Origin of the sequence: uncultured Ramlibacter sp., from assembly GCF_936925435.1 — a bacterium.
In the GTDB taxonomy this organism is placed as follows: domain Bacteria; phylum Pseudomonadota; class Gammaproteobacteria; order Burkholderiales; family Burkholderiaceae_C; genus Ramlibacter.
The window spans coordinates 1-13,409 of the sequence record NZ_CAKZHQ010000040.1 but is presented as its reverse complement, the minus strand read 5'-3'; the positions used below and the strand labels follow the sequence as shown (position 1 = coordinate 13,409).

The following is a 13,409-nucleotide window of genomic DNA, read 5'->3' as shown; positions in this document are numbered from 1 at the left end:
GAAGGTGCGGCCGCGCATGAAGTTCATGCTTTTGATCTTGATGCGGCTGCGGATCAGCTCATTGGTGGCCGCGCGGCCCCACTCACCGGCGCTGGTCTCGGTCTTGGCCAGCACTTCCAGGTTGTCGTCCAGCGCGCCCATCCAGGGGCCCATCTTCTCTTCCTCGGTGCCGGGCAGGAAGCCGATGTCCTCGCCCACGCTGACGGTGGCGCGGGTCATGATGATCTCGGTGTAGCGGCGGTCGTCCAGCACCTGGGTCAGGCCCGAGGCCAGGGCCATCAGGGTCTTGCCGGTGCCAGCCGTACCGGTCAGCGTGACGAAGTCCACTTCCGGGTCCATCAGCAGGTTCATCGCGAAGTTCTGCTCGCGGTTGCGCGTGGTCACGCCCCAGACCGAGTTCTTCAGGTGGCCGTAGTCCTTCAGGGTTTTGAGCACCGCAGTCTTGGCACGGATCTCGGTGACACGGGCGTACAGGCTGGGCTCGCCGGGCGACTCGAAGTAGACGAACTGGTTGATCAGCAGACTGGGCACGACCGGGCCGGTGATGCGGTAGAACGTGTGCTGGCCGGTCTGCCAGCTCTCGATGGTCTTGCCATGCTTGGCCCAGAAGTCCTGCGGCAGGGCCATGGCCCCCGAATACAGCAGATCCAGGTCGTCCAGGGTCTTGTCGTTCTGGTAGTCGTCGGTCGCCAGGCCCAGGGCCCGTGCCTTGACCCGCATGTTGATGTCCTTGGACACCAGCACCACCTCGCGAGGCGCATGCTGCAGGCTCAGCGCCTGCACCACGCCCAGGATCTGGTTGTCGGCTTTGCCCTGGGGCAGGCTGGCCGGCAACTGGTTGGCCAGGGCCTGGGTCTGGAAGAACAGGTTGCCACCGGCTTCCGGGTGACCGGTGGTGCTCAGCTTGAGGCCGGCCGCGATGTCGGCGCCCTGGGCGCCGGCCAATGCATCCAGCGTGCGGCTGGCCTGGCGGGCATTGCGGGCAACTTCGGTCATGCCCTTCTTGTTGCTGTCGAGTTCCTCCAGCACGATCATGGGCAGGAAGATGTCGTGTTCCTCGAAGCGGAACAGGCTCATCGGGTCATGCATCAGCACATTGGTGTCGAGCACGAAGAGCTTGGCCGGGCCAGTGGACTTGAGCTTTTTTGGCCGGGGCGCCACCTCGGCGACGGGCCGACGCCGCACTGCGGGTCCAGGGCGCTCGGTGTGTTCCGCCGGCACATCCTGGAAAGCCTCGGGATGCACCTGCCCGCCGCCGGTGCGCGGGTCGAAATCCTCGGCCTGAGGCCGCTCAGCCAGCGGGCTGCCCGACGGAGCTGCCTCCGATTTTCGCGCCACCTTGTGCGAGGAGCGGGCCGGAGCGTCGTAGGCATCCGGCGGGAGCAGGGCGGCGCGCTTGGTGGGGGCGGGGGGCAGTGGCATAGGGTTGGTGGTTCCCGTGGCAGGTCAAAAAACGAAAAAGCCGCCTGGCAGGCCGGGCGGCTTTGTCTGGGGTAGCGATGATGACGCTTCGCGTCGCGATCAACGGCATGAATTCATTATGCACAAGTCCGGTGACGCTTCAACCACAGCCGTGGAGCTGTTGCTGCGACGCGTCAATGGGCCGTGCCCGGTCGTCAGGCCGCTTTTTTCAGCAGCTTGACGGCCTTGAGGACGTCCTCCACGTGGCCGGGCACCTTCAGGCCGCGCCATTCCTGCTTGAGCTGGCCGTCGGCGCCGATCAGGAAGGTGGAGCGCTCGATGCCCTTGACCTTCTTGCCGTACATGATCTTGTTCTTGACCACGCCGAACATGTGGCACATCTTTTCTTCGGTGTCGGCGATCAGCTCGAACGGCAGCTCAAGCTTTGTCTTGAACTCGTCGTGCGACTTCATGTTGTCGCGCGAGACGCCGAAAACCTGGGCGCCGGCCTTCACGAAGTCCTTGTACTTGTCGCGGAACTGCATGGCTTCCGTCGTGCAGCCGGGCGTGTTGTCCTTCGGGTAGAAGTACAGCACCACGACTTGGCCATTGTGCGAAGTGTTGCTGACCTTGATGCCGCCCGTGGCGTTTGCTTCAAATTCAGGGATGGGTTTGTTGACAACGATCGCCATGGATTTTGTATCTCGTGTGACAGGGGTTGCTCGTTGCTACTGGGGTGCGGATATCCGGTTGCAACCCGTGATTTTACCCTATCCCGCACCGCCTCCGGTGTGCCGATGCACTCAGGGCTGTTCTAGCAGCAGGGCTGTTGCCACGTTGCGTCCCTCCTGTGCCAGGATGTTGTAGGTGCGACAGGCCGCTGCCGTGTCCATGGTCTCGATGCCCACCCGCTGCTCCATCAGAGGGCGCAGCCAGGCGGCCTTGGGAAAACGGATGCGCGAGCCGCTGCCAAAAATCACCACTTCACAACCGAGTTGGGCCAGCTGCTCGAAATGCTGCGGGCCCAGGTCCTCGAAGCGAGCCGCCGGCCAGTCCAGGCGCTGGCCCTGGCTGCCGATGATCACGCTGGAGGTGATCTTCTCGCCGTTGACACCGACCCAGCCGGGGCCATAGCCACTGATCGATTGCACGTCGGACTGGTCGGGCTGCAGCTTCATGGTGCGTTTGGGGCCTGGGGTTGTTGCGCTGCACCGGAAGGATGCAGAACTATGGTCAAATTATAGGTTTTCACCCTTGAAAACCGCTCCGGAGGGGCTTTGAAAACCGTCCAGAAATCCGCCAAGCTCGCCAATGTGCTCTACGACATCCGTGGCCCGATCATGGATGCGGCCAAGCAGATGGAAGAAGAGGGCCAGAAGATCATCAAGCTGAACCTGGGCAATCTGGCCGTGTTCGGCTTCGACGCGCCCGAGGAAATCCAGCAGGACATGATCCGCAACCTGCCGTCTTCGGCCGGTTATTCGGACAGCAAAGGCATCTTCGCGGCGCGCAAGGCAGTGATGCACGAGACCCAGAAGCAGGGCATCAAGGGCGTCACGCTGGACGATGTCTACCTGGGCAACGGCGCCAGCGAGCTGATCGCCATGGCCACCAACGCCTTGCTCGATGACGGCGACGAGCTGCTGCTGCCGGCGCCCGACTATCCCCTATGGACAGCCGTGACCAGCCTGTCGGGCGGCACGCCGGTGCACTACCTGTGCGACGAGGCCAACGGCTGGATGCCCAGCCTGGACGACATCAAGGCCAAGATCACGCCGCGCACCAAGGGCATCGTGGTCATCAACCCGAACAACCCGACCGGCGTGCTGTATTCGGACGCTCTGCTCAAGTCCATCGTGGCATTGGCCCGCGAGCACGGCCTGGTGATCCTGGCCGACGAGGTCTACGACAAGGTGCTGTACGACGGCGTCAAGCACACCGCCATTGCCAGCCTGTCCGACGACGTGCTGACCCTGACCTTCAATTCGCTGTCCAAGAGCTACCGCTCCTGCGGTTACCGCGCTGGCTGGCTGGTGGTCTCGGGCGACAAGAAGTCGGCATCCGATTACATCGAGGGCCTGAACATGCTCTCGAACATGAAGCTGTGCGCCAACGTGCCCGGCCAGTGGGCGATCCAGACCGCGCTGGGCGGCTACCAGAGCATCAACGACCTGGTCGGTGATGGTGGCCGCCTGCGCCGCCAGCGCGACCTGGCTTACGAGCTCATCACCGCCATCCCCGGCGTCAGCTGCGTCAAGCCGCAGGCGGCGCTGTACATGTTCCCCAAGCTCGATCCCAAGGTCTACCCGATCCAGGACGACCGGCAGTTCTTCCTCGAACTGCTCAAAGAGACCAAGGTGATGCTGGTGCAGGGCACCGGCTTCAACTGGGCCACCCCCGACCATTTCCGCATCGTCTTCCTTCCCCATGAGGAAGACCTGCGCGAGGCGATCAACCGCATCGCCAAGTTCCTCGAATCCTACAGAAAACGCGTCTCCCAATGAAAGCTATCCAGGTCGGCCTGCTCGGCGCCGGCACCGTCGGCAGCGGTGTCTTCAATGTTCTTCAGCGCAACCAGAACGAGATCACGCGGCGCGCCGGCCGCGGTATCGAGATCGCCATGGTGGCGGACCTGGACACGGACAGGGCCCGTGCCGTGGCCGGCGACGAGGCCCAGGTCGTCAGCGACGCCCGCGCCGTCATTGCCAACCCCGAGATCGATATCGTCATCGAGCTGATCGGCGGCTACGGCATCGCCCGCCAGTTGGTGATGGAAGCCATCGCTGCAGGCAAGCACGTGGTCACGGCCAACAAGGCCTTGCTGGCCGTGCATGGCACGGAGATCTTCGCCGCCGCCCATGCCAAGGGCGTGATGGTGGCTTTCGAGGCAGCGGTGGCCGGTGGCATCCCCATCATCAAGGCGCTGCGCGAAGGCCTGACGGCCAACCGCATCCAGTGGATCGCCGGCATCATCAACGGCACGACCAATTTCATCCTGTCGGAGATGCGCGACAAGGGCCTGGACTTCGACGTGGTGCTCAAGGAGGCGCAGCGCCTGGGCTACGCCGAGGCCGACCCCACTTTCGACATCGAAGGCGTGGACGCGGCCCACAAGGCCACCATCATGAGCGCCATTGCCTTCGGCATTCCGGTGCAGTTCGACAAGGCCCACGTGGAGGGCATCACCAAGCTGGGCGCGCAGGACATCCGCTACGCAGAGCAGCTGGGCTACCGCATCAAGCTGCTGGGCATCACCAAGCGCGTGGACAAGGGCATTGAGCTGCGCGTCCACCCCAGCCTGGTGCCGGCCAAGCGCCTGATCGCCAATGTCGAGGGCGCGATGAACGCGGTGATGGTCCAGGCCGACGCTGTCGGCACCACGCTGTACTACGGCAAGGGCGCGGGCAGCGAGCCCACGGCCAGCGCCGTCATCGCCGACCTGGTGGACATCACCCGCCTGCACACGGCCGATGCCGCCAACCGCGTGCCGCACCTGGCTTTCCAGCCCGACCAGATGAGCGATTTGCCGGTGCTGCCGATGAGCGAGGTGGTCACTGCCTATTACCTGCGCCTGCGCGTGGCCGACCAGGCCGGTGTGCTGGCCAAGGTCACCGGCCTGCTGGCCGAGGCCGGCGTCAGCATCGACGCCGTGCTGCAGCGCGAAGCCGGCGAGGGCGAGAAGCAGACCGACCTCATCATCCTGACGCACGATACGCGCGAAGGCACGATGGACGAGGTGCTGGCCCGCGTGCAGGCGCTGCCCACGGTGCTGGAACCCATCGTGCGCATTCGCAAGGAAGAGTTGGCCTGATGTTGTACGTTTCGACGCGCGGCCACGCCGACCGCAAGCATTTCTGCGAGATCCTGCTCGAAGGCCTGGCGCCCGACGGCGGCCTCTACCTGCCCGAGCGCTACCCGCAGGTGGACGGCGCCACGCTGGAAAAATGGCGCACGCTGCCCTACCACGCGCTCGCCTTCGAGATCCTGTCGCTCTACATCGACGACATTCCGGCGGATGACCTCAAGGCCATCTGCGCCAAGACTTACACCCAGGAGGTGTTTGGCACGCCGCAGATCGTCCCGCTCAAGAAGCTGGAAGACGGCCTGGTCCTCGAAGCCCTGTCCAATGGCCCGACGCTGGCCTTCAAGGACATGGCCATGCAGCTGCTGGGCAACCTGTTCGAGTACGAGCTGGGCCGGCGCGGCGAGGAACTGAACATCCTGGGCGCCACCAGCGGAGACACTGGCAGCGCGGCCGAGTACGCCATGCGTGGCAAGAAGGGCGTGCGCGTCTTCATGACGTCCCCGCACGGCCGCATGAGCCCCTTCCAGCAGGCCCAGATGTTCAGCCTGCAGGACGCCAACATCCACAACCTGGCGGTCGAGGGCGTGTTCGACGACTGCCAGGACATCGTCAAGGCGGTCTCCAACGACCTGGCCTTCAAGCGCAAGTACCGCATCGGGACCGTCAACTCGATCAACTGGGCCCGGCTGGTGGCCCAGGTCGTGTATTACTTCGCCGGATATTTCCAGGCGACAAAGGGCAACGCGCAGAAGGTCTCCTTCACCGTGCCCTCGGGCAACTTCGGCAACATCTGCGCCGGCCACGTGGCGCGCATGATGGGCCTGCCGGTAGCCAAGCTGGTGCTGGCCACCAACGAGAACGACGTGCTCGACGAGTTCTTCCGCACCGGCGTCTACCGCGTGCGCTCCAGCGCTGACACGCACGAGACCTCCAGCCCCTCGATGGACATCAGCAAGGCCAGCAACTTCGAGCGCTTCGTGTTCGACCTGCTGGGCCGCGACGGCGCGCGCGTCAAGCAGCTGTTCGGCGAGCAGCTGTCTGCCACCGGGCGCTTCGACCTGAGCGCAGAACCGGCGTTCCAGACCGCTGCCGCGACCTATGGTTTCGCCAGCGGCAAGAGCACCCATGCCGACCGGCTCGAGACCATTCGCGACACGTGGAAGCGCTTTGGCGTGATGGTCGACACCCACACGGCCGACGGCCTGAAGGTGGCGCGCAGCCACCTGCAACCGGGCGTGCCCATGGTGGTGCTGGAGACGGCGCTGCCGATCAAGTTCGCCGCCACCATCGTCGAGGCCCTGGGCCGCGAGCCCGAGCGCCCGGCGCAGTTCGAGGGCATCGAGCAGCTGCCCAAGCGGGTCACGGTGCTGGCGCCGGACGTGGCTGCCGTCCAGGCCTTCATCGCCGCCCATTGCCCCTGATTTCCAGTCATATCGGCCCGTACCCCCCGGGGAATGGACCTGAGGCGCTATCTAATCAATAGCAGAAAGAGCGTTCATGAAAGTCGTGGGCTTCGCGGGTTTTTCCGGTTCCGGCAAGACCACCCTGGTCGAGCGGCTGATTCCCGCGCTCAAGCTGCGCGGCTTGCGCGTGTCGGTCATCAAGCACGCCCACCACAACTTCGACATCGACCATCCGGGCAAGGACACCTGGCGGCACCGTGAAGCCGGCGCCTTCGAGGTGGTCGTCGCCTCCGACAAGCGGCTGGCCCTGGTGCGCGAGTTCGAGCAACCCGCCCGGCTGACGGTGCACCACCTGCTTGCCGAACTCTACGAGGGGGTGGACTGGGTGCTGGTGGAGGGCTTCAAGGACAGCAACCTGTCCAAGATGGAAGTCTGGCGCGCTTCGGCAGGCAAGCCGGCGCGCTACGGCGAGGACGATTTCATCGTCGGCATCGTTACCGACTCGCCCGAGCAGCTGCCCGAGCCCACGCTGCGGCCGGTGCTGGACCTCAACGATCCCGATGGCGTGGCGCAATGGCTGGTGGACAATGACCACCGCTTCGACTACGACGCGGAGATGTACACATGAGCGTTGCGCGGCCGCCCCTGCGCTCCCTGGACGACGCCCTGGCCGAGCTGCTGGGCCAGGCCCAGCCGCTGGCCGGTAGCGAGACGGTGTCGACCTTCGACGCCGACGGCCGGGTGCTGGCGCAGGAGCTGGTGGCCCAGCTGCAGGTGCCGCCGCAGGACAACAGCTCCATGGACGGTTATGCAGTGCGCAGTGCCGAGATCGCGGATGAGGGCGTGGTGCTGCCGGTCAGCCAGCGCATCCCGGCGGGCAGCGCCGGCGTGCCGCTGGCGCCTGGCAGCGTGGCGCGCATCTTCACCGGTGCGCCCGTGCCCGAAGGCGCTGACGCCATCGTCATGCAGGAAGACGTGGAAGCTGTTGGCGAACAGACCGTGCGCATCCTGCGCGTTCCCGCCCCCGGCCAGTGGATACGCCGCAGCGGCGAAGACGTGACGCGCGGCGCCGTGGTGCTGGCGCGGGGCGACCGGCTCAGCGCCGCCTCGCTGGGCATGGCTGCCGGCATCGGTATGGCCAGCCTGGAAGTCGCCCGCCGTCCGCGCGTGGCCTTGTTCTCCACTGGCGACGAACTGGTCATGCCGGGCGAGGTGCCGCCGCAGCAGATGAAGCCCGGCGCCATCTACAACTCCAACCGTTTTTTCCTCAGCGCGCTGCTGCGCCGCCTGGGCTGCGAGGTCAGCGACCACGGCATCGTGCCGGACCGGCGCGACGCCACGCTCGAGGCCTTGGCCCGTGCCGCGAAGGAGCACGACCTCATCCTCACCAGCGGCGGCGTCTCGGTCGGTGAAGAAGACCACATCAAGCCGGCGGTCGAGCAGCTCGGCTCGCTGGACCTGTGGCAGATCGCCATGAAGCCGGGAAAGCCTTTTGCATATGGCAAGGTGGCTGGCGCGCACTTCATCGGCCTGCCGGGCAACCCGGTCTCCAGCTTCCTGACCTTTGTGCTGCTGGTGCGGCCCTTCCTGCTCAAGCTGCAGGGCGCCAGCGTGCTGGCCCCGGCCGCCATGCCGATGCGAGCCGACTTCGACTGGCCGCGCGCCGACAAGCGCCGCGAATTCCTGCGCGTGCACCGCAATGGGCATGGCGGGCTGGACCTGTTCCCCAACCAGAGCTCGGGCGTGCTGACCTCGGCGGTCTGGGCCGACGGCGTGGTCGACAACGCGGCCGGCCAGACCATCGCCCACGGCGACAGCGTGCCCTTCATCTCCTTCGCGGAGCTGCTGGCATGAGGCTGAACCTGAAGTACTTCGCCTCGGTGCGCGAAGCCGTGGGGCAGGGCAGCGAGAGCGTGGAAACGCATGCACAGACATTGGCCGGGCTGCGCGACGAGCTTGTCGCCCGCGGCGGCGGCTACGCCCAGGGCCTGGCGCGCGGCAAGGCCGTGCGCATGGCGCTGGACCAGGTGATGTGCGATGAGGCGGCGCCGCTGCGCGAGGGCTGCGAAGTCGCGTTTTTCCCGCCGGTGACCGGGGGCTGAGCATGGCATCGCCGCGCGTCTCCATCCAGACAGCCGACTTCAACCTGGCCGACGAGATCGCTGCGCTGCGTGCCGGCGACACCCGTGTCGGCGCCGTCTGCAGCTTCGTCGGCACGGTGCGTGGCAGCCAGGACAGCGTGCTGTCCATGGAGCTGGAGCACTATCCCGGCATGACCGAGAAGGCCATCGAAGCCATGATCGACGAGGCGCAGCGCCGCTTCGACATCTTCGGCGCACGGGTGGTGCACCGCATCGGTCTGCTGGAGCCGGGCGCGCAGATCGTGCTGGTGGCCGTCACCTCGGCGCACCGCGGCCAGAGCTTCCAGGCCTGCGAATTCCTGATGGACTACCTCAAGACCCAGGCGCCGTTCTGGAAGAAAGAGACCACGCCGCAGGGCGCGCAATGGGTCGATGCCCGTGTCAGCGACGACGCGGCGCTGGCACGCTGGGGCATTGCCGGCGGCAACGCCGGCTGAGATCAAGCTGCTTCGCGTGACGCTGGCGGCCGCACGAAGGCTGCGCGGGCGTCGTCTTCCAGTTCGCCGGTCAGCAACTGCAGCAACTCCAGCAACTGGGCCTGCTGGGCCTGGTCCAGCGGCGCCAGCAGCCGCTTGTAGGCCTTCTCGGCCGGCTTCTGGGCCTGGGCCAGCACCTGGGTACCGACCTCGGTCAAGGCCACCGAGATGTTGCGCTTGTTCTGCGGCGTCATGCTGCGCACCACCAGGCCGCGTGTTTCCAGGCCGCGCAGCACGCGCAGCACCGTCACCTTGTCGAAGCCCAGGGCCCGCGCCAGGCTGGACTGGCCCAGGCCTGGGTGGGCCTTGAGCACGGTCAGCGCGCCGAACTGGGCCGGTGTCAGGGCCAGCTCGCGGCATTCGTCCTCGAACACGGCTGCGGAGATCTGGTGGGCGCGGCGCAGCAGAAAGCCTGGCCGGGCGTAGAGTCGGGACAGGCTCTGGGGCGCGATGTCGTTCTGTGGCACGGTGCGAAGCAGGCCCGTGGGAAGGGCCGGACGTTAGGGGAATCCACGGATTGTGCCTTGCACGCCCGCGGCAATAATTGTTAGCATGCAAACAAGTTGGAGAGCGCGATGCTGTCCTTGTTCCAGCGGCTGGCCGCCGGCCTGTCCTGCATCCTGTTGAGCCTGGGCGCCTCGGCCCAGGTGCCCCAAGCGGCCGCTGCGCAGGCGCCGCTGCGCCTGATCGTTCCCTTCACCCCCGGCACGGGCATCGACCTCATTGCCCGCACCCTGGGCCCCAGGCTGGGCGAGCGGCTGGGCCGGCCGGTTGTGGTGGACAACCGCGCCGGCGCTTCCGGCAACATCGGCACCGAGGCGGTGGTGCGCGCCGCACCCAATGGCGCGACCTTGCTGGTCAGCGTCAACACCTTGGTGATCAACCGCAGCCTCTATCCCGGCCTGCCTTTCGATCCGGTCAAGGACCTGGTGCCGGTGTCGCTCACCAGCTGGGGCCAGCTGCTGCTGGTGGCGCGGCCGCAGTCGGGCTACAGCGATGCCGCGGCACTGGTTGCTGCTGCCAAAAAACAGCCCGGCACCCTCAATTACGCCAGTCCCGGGGTTGGCACACCGCACCACCTGGCCATGGAGCTGTTCAAGGCCACCAACGCCATCTTCATCACCCACATTCCGTACCGGGGCAGCGCCCAGGCCGTGAGCGACCTGCTGGGCGGCCAGGTCGACACCATGTTCCTGCCCATCCACGTGGCCCTGTCCCATGTGCGCAGCGGCCGCCTGCTGGCCCTGGGGGTGGGCAGCGACAAGCGCCATCCCCTGCTGCCGCAGGTGCCGACCCTGGCCGAGGCACGGGCCGGCAACGTCAATGTGGCCATGTGGTACGGCGTCTTCGCCCCGCCGGGCAGTGCACCCGACTTCGTGGCCCAGCTCAACCGCGAGCTGCAGGGCATCCTGGCCCTGCCCGAGGTGCGCAGCGCCTTCGAGACCCAGGGCATGGACCCGGCCGGCAGCAGTCCGGAGGAATTTCGCCGCCTGGTCGAACAGGATGCCGGCCGTTGGGAGCGCCTGATCAAGGCCCAGGGCATCACGGCCGACTGACATGACAGCCATTGCCATCGTCGGCGGCGGCATCGGCGGCCTGAGCCTGGCCCTGGCCTTGCACCAGCACGGCCTGGCCTGCGAGGTTTACGAGGCCGTGCCGCAGGTCAAGGAGGTCGGCGTCGGCATCACCCTGCTGCCGCACGCGATGCGGGAACTGGCGGCGCTGGGCTTGCAGGCCGAACTCGAGAGCCTGGGCATCGAGAACCTGGAGAGCGTGTTCTTCAACCGCTGGGGCCAGTTCATCTACCGTGAGCCGCGCGGCCGCCATGCCGGCTACGCCTTGCCCGAGATCGGCATCCACCGCGGCAAGCTGCACGGTGTGCTGTACCAGGCCGTGCTGCAACGCCTGGGGCCGCAGCATGTGCACCTGGATTGCCGCTGCACCGGTGTGCAGCAGGACGAGGCCGGCGTGACGCTGGCGCTGCAGGCCAGCGATGGCCGTGCGCGCTCTGGCGTGCGCGCGGGCCTGGTCGTTGCCTGCGACGGCATCAACTCGGCGGTCCGCCGGCAGTTCTATCCATCCGAGCAGCTGGCTTTCGCCGGCATCAACACCTGGCGCGGCGTCAGCGTCCACAAGCCCATCCTCAGCGGCAAAAGCTATCTGCGCATTGGCTCGATCGAGACCGGCAAGATGGTGATTTACCCCATCGCCGACAACGTCGATGGCCAGGGCGGGCAATTGGTCAACTGGGTGGCCGAGATTCAGCGCGAAGGCGCGCCCATGAACGACTGGAACTGCGGCGGTGCGGTGGAGGATTTCCTGCACATCTTCGGCGACTGGCGCTTCGACTGGCTGGATGTGCCGGCCCTGCTGCGCGGCGCGGCCCAGGTCTTCGAATACCCCATGGTCGACCGCGATCCCGTGCCGCGCTGGACCTTCGGCCGCGTCAGCTTGCTGGGCGACGCGGCCCATCCGATGTACCCGCGCGGCTCCAACGGCGCCGCCCAGGCCATCATCGATGCGCGGGTGCTGGCCGGCGAACTGGCGCAGGGCGGACCCGACCCCGTGGCCGCGCTGGCGCGTTACGAAGCGCTGCGCCTGGCGCCCACGGCCCGCATCGTCCAGACCAACCGCAGCATGCCGCCGGACTTCATCAACACCAGGGTCGATGCGCTCAGCGGCGGCAAGCCGCTGGCCGGCAGCGTGGATGACTTGATCAGCCAGGACGAACTGCGCCGCATCTCGGACGACTACAAGAAGGTCGCAGGCTTTTCGCTGGAGGCGCCGGGGCCGCTCCAGGCCAGGCCTCAGTTCAGGTAGCGCGGACGGGGGTTGGTGTCGTCGGCGCTGGCGTTCTCCTGCACGGCCACCGGGGGCGCGAAAGCCTCGCGCCAATGCGACTGCACCAAAGCCTGTTCGAGCAGGTGCATCAGGCCCTGCATCAGGCGTGGCTCCATCTGCATCTCGAAGCTGCGCGGCGTGCCGGCGTCGCTCGGGCGTTCGTTGAAGTTCAGCCGCAACTGGCCGCCGGGCAGGGGCGCGGCATCGACATCGGTCACCAGCAGCGGCTCCTCGCCCAGTGGCAGGGCCTGGTTGTCCTGGTAGGGCGTGTCGAAATCGGCGTGCTGCAGGAACTCTTCGCGCCGGAAGTCGGCCAGCATCTTGCGCAGCGCCTCGTCGGCCGTGTCCAGCACCGTGCCGGCCGCTTCCAGCTTGAGCAGGTGTTCGGTCAGCAGGCGGCTCAGCAGCGGCCACAGGCCCAGCATCAGCCGGCGCGTCAGCCACAGCCGCATTTCCTCGCTGGCCGTGGTGTTCACCCGCACCAGGATGCGGTCCTGCTCGGGCAGGTAGGTGACCGACAGCTGGTGGATGTTCATGGCGACGATTCTAGTCAGGCCCCAACCGGCCCCCACCGGCTGCATTGACCCTTGAAAACCTGTGGATAACGCCCAAGATGCAGAGCTGATCCGGAGGACCCCCCGATGCGAATGGACAAGCTCACAACCAAATTCCAGGAAGCCCTGGGCGAAGCGCAGACGCTGGCCCTGGCCAACGACCACGCCTACATCGAACCCGAGCACCTGCTGGTGGCCATGCTGCGCCAGGAGGATGGCCCCAGTTCGCTGCTGCAGCGCGCCGGCGCCAACGTGGCCGGCCTGCTGGCCTCGGCCGAGGCCGGCATGCACCGCAAGCCCACCGTGCAGGGCGGTGAGCAGGTGCAGGTCGGCCCCGAACTGGGCAAGCTGCTGCAAGCCACCGAGAAAGAAGGCATCCGGCGCGGCGACCAGTTCATCGCCAGCGAGCTGTACCTGCTGGCCGTGGTCGACAGCAAGCACGACATCGGCCGCATTGCCCGCGAAAACGGCCTGAGCCGCAAGCCGCTGGAGTCCGCCGTCGACGCCGTGCGCGGCGGCCAGAAGGTCAACAGCGCCGAGGCCGAAGGCCAGCGCGAGGCCTTGAAGAAATACACCATGGACCTGACCGAACGTGCCCGCATGGGCAAGCTCGACCCGGTCATCGGCCGCGACGACGAGATTCGCCGCGCCATCCAGGTGCTGCAGCGGCGCACCAAGAACAATCCTGTGCTCATCGGCGAGCCCGGCGTCGGCAAGACCGCCATCGTCGAAGGCCTGGCCCAGCGCATCGTCGCCGGCGAGGTGCCCGAGTCGCTGAAGAACAAGCG

15 protein-coding genes are annotated in these 13,409 nt (G+C 66.7%); 10 read left to right on the top strand and 5 right to left on the bottom strand.

The genetic code is table 11. The features are described 5' to 3' along the window. The 3 genes from Q0632_RS16170 to Q0632_RS16160 form a co-directional block, all read right to left on the bottom strand. A partial coding sequence (locus Q0632_RS16170) for a PIN domain-containing protein (protein WP_298932052.1) occupies positions 1-1,422 on the bottom strand: 1,422 nt, incomplete at its 3' end. Positions 1,423-1,616: 194 nt separating this feature from the next. Next, positions 1,617-2,093 carry a peroxiredoxin gene (locus Q0632_RS16165; protein ID WP_298932050.1) on the bottom strand — a complete coding sequence of 159 codons (477 nt, stop codon included), beginning with the start codon at positions 2,091-2,093 and terminating at the stop codon, positions 1,617-1,619. Positions 2,094-2,204: 111 nt separating this feature from the next. Then, the gene (locus Q0632_RS16160; protein ID WP_298932048.1) at positions 2,205-2,579 is read right to left on the bottom strand and encodes an Mth938-like domain-containing protein; all 375 of its coding nucleotides are present in this window, start codon (positions 2,577-2,579) and stop codon (positions 2,205-2,207) included. A 99-nt stretch (positions 2,580-2,678) separates the two neighbouring features. Between Q0632_RS16160 and Q0632_RS16155 the strand changes: the two genes are divergently transcribed. From Q0632_RS16155 to Q0632_RS16125, 7 genes are all read left to right on the top strand, one after another. After that, complete coding sequence (locus tag Q0632_RS16155) at positions 2,679-3,905, top strand: pyridoxal phosphate-dependent aminotransferase (RefSeq protein ID WP_298932045.1); 1,227 nt, start codon at positions 2,679-2,681, stop codon at positions 3,903-3,905. Further along, positions 3,902-5,212: a homoserine dehydrogenase gene (locus Q0632_RS16150; protein WP_298932043.1), complete on the top strand. Its 1,311-nt coding sequence runs from the start codon at positions 3,902-3,904 to the stop codon at positions 5,210-5,212. Before Q0632_RS16155 ends, Q0632_RS16150 begins: the two co-directional genes overlap by 4 nt. Next, positions 5,212-6,627: a threonine synthase gene (gene thrC / locus Q0632_RS16145; protein ID WP_298932041.1), complete on the top strand. Its 1,416-nt coding sequence runs from the start codon at positions 5,212-5,214 to the stop codon at positions 6,625-6,627. Before Q0632_RS16150 ends, thrC begins: the two co-directional genes overlap by 1 nt. A 76-nt stretch (positions 6,628-6,703) precedes the next feature. Next, on the top strand, positions 6,704-7,237 hold the full coding sequence (gene mobB / locus Q0632_RS16140; protein WP_298932039.1) for a molybdopterin-guanine dinucleotide biosynthesis protein B: 534 nt from the start codon (positions 6,704-6,706) through the stop codon (positions 7,235-7,237). Next, positions 7,234-8,463, top strand: a complete 1,230-nt coding sequence (glp, locus tag Q0632_RS16135) for a gephyrin-like molybdotransferase Glp (protein WP_298932036.1) — start codon at positions 7,234-7,236, stop codon at positions 8,461-8,463. The genes mobB and glp overlap by 4 nt, the downstream gene beginning before the upstream one ends. Beyond that, positions 8,460-8,711 carry a molybdopterin converting factor subunit 1 gene (moaD, locus tag Q0632_RS16130; RefSeq protein WP_298932033.1) on the top strand — a complete coding sequence of 84 codons (252 nt, stop codon included), beginning with the start codon at positions 8,460-8,462 and terminating at the stop codon, positions 8,709-8,711. Before glp ends, moaD begins: the two co-directional genes overlap by 4 nt. Before the next feature lie 2 nt (positions 8,712-8,713). Then, a complete protein-coding gene (locus Q0632_RS16125; RefSeq protein ID WP_298932031.1) occupies positions 8,714-9,187 on the top strand; it encodes a molybdenum cofactor biosynthesis protein MoaE in 474 nt (157 codons plus the stop codon). Between the two features lie 2 nt (positions 9,188-9,189). Here the strand turns inward: Q0632_RS16125 and Q0632_RS16120 are convergent, their stop codons facing one another. Then, the gene (locus Q0632_RS16120; protein WP_298932029.1) at positions 9,190-9,693 is read right to left on the bottom strand and encodes a MarR family winged helix-turn-helix transcriptional regulator; all 504 of its coding nucleotides are present in this window, start codon (positions 9,691-9,693) and stop codon (positions 9,190-9,192) included. A 108-nt stretch (positions 9,694-9,801) separates the two neighbouring features. On the opposite strand from Q0632_RS16120, the gene Q0632_RS16115 reads away from it, so the two are divergent. Together Q0632_RS16115 and Q0632_RS16110 are read left to right on the top strand one after the other, a co-directional pair. After that, positions 9,802-10,782 (top strand): tripartite tricarboxylate transporter substrate binding protein, encoded by a 981-nt coding sequence (locus tag Q0632_RS16115; protein WP_298932027.1) that lies wholly within the window; start codon positions 9,802-9,804, stop codon positions 10,780-10,782. Between the two features lies 1 nt (position 10,783). After that, on the top strand, positions 10,784-12,046 hold the full coding sequence (locus tag Q0632_RS16110) for a flavin-dependent oxidoreductase (RefSeq protein ID WP_298932025.1): 1,263 nt from the start codon (positions 10,784-10,786) through the stop codon (positions 12,044-12,046). Here the strand turns inward: Q0632_RS16110 and Q0632_RS16105 are convergent. Beyond that, complete coding sequence (locus Q0632_RS16105) at positions 12,034-12,603, bottom strand: hypothetical protein (protein ID WP_298932023.1); 570 nt, start codon at positions 12,601-12,603, stop codon at positions 12,034-12,036. The two genes, Q0632_RS16110 and Q0632_RS16105, sit on opposite strands and share 13 nt — an antisense overlap. Positions 12,604-12,708: 105 nt before the next feature. Between Q0632_RS16105 and Q0632_RS16100 the strand changes: the two genes are divergently transcribed. Next, a partial coding sequence (locus Q0632_RS16100; protein ID WP_298932021.1) for a Clp protease N-terminal domain-containing protein occupies positions 12,709-13,409 on the top strand: 701 nt, incomplete at its 3' end.